Annotated in this window: 1 protein-coding gene; it reads right to left on the bottom strand. The window is 36.4% G+C overall.

Features of this window, described 5'->3' with window-relative positions; translation table 11 throughout:
- Window positions 1–127 precede the first annotated feature (127 nt).
- Window positions 128–448 (bottom strand): hypothetical protein, encoded by a 321-nt coding sequence (locus tag AC1M36_RS28450; RefSeq protein ID WP_336450053.1) that lies wholly within the window; start codon window positions 446–448, stop codon window positions 128–130.
- Window positions 449–667: the final 219 nt, after the last annotated feature.

The following is a 667-nucleotide window of genomic DNA, read 5'->3' as shown; positions in this document are numbered from 1 at the left end:
AGAAGGTCAGTTTTTTTTACGGATTCAAGATCCCAAAGCACCCACGACCCTTTCTTCACTTCTACTATATAAAAAATAGTAGTGCGAACCAATGCCTTGGTCTGCACTACTAATCTTAGTATGTTTTTTATGTGAAATACGGTAGATAATAAACAATAGTTGCAATAAGACTGATGCCAACAAGAGATAGAGTACTAGTTATATATGGATTTAAAGTGATTTGAAATGGTTTTATTTCTCCTGTTTCAACACCTGTTAAGCCTTTGTATACAGCGTGATCCATATTGGCGTTACGAGATATGTTCATGATAATTAACCATATAACCGCAAATATAGCTAAACTCCCTAGAAAAAATGTCTCCATAAATGACCAACTCACCAGTTTGGAAAAAAGGTAAATGCCAATTACTTCTAATGTGATTGTAATAATAAATTTAATTGCGTTCACTACAAAACCTCCTCGCTATTTAATGCCATCCAACTTAAAAAATTCTCACGAGATAATGTAAAAATGACATCCGCATATTGTAAATCGAGTGGTGTAGAGTAAGAACCCGACGCCTTTCCTTCTTCGCAGAAGTAGGTTTTCAAGAACTCCTCTCGGAACCGTACGTACTCCTCTCAGAGTATACGGCTCGCCATTTATCCTAGATTCGCCCTAATCCAT

This window comes from Bacillus sp. Medicinal_06, from assembly GCF_056711665.1.
Note: the sequence above shows the minus strand (reverse complement) of the source record. Positions and strands in the feature narration are given on the sequence as shown.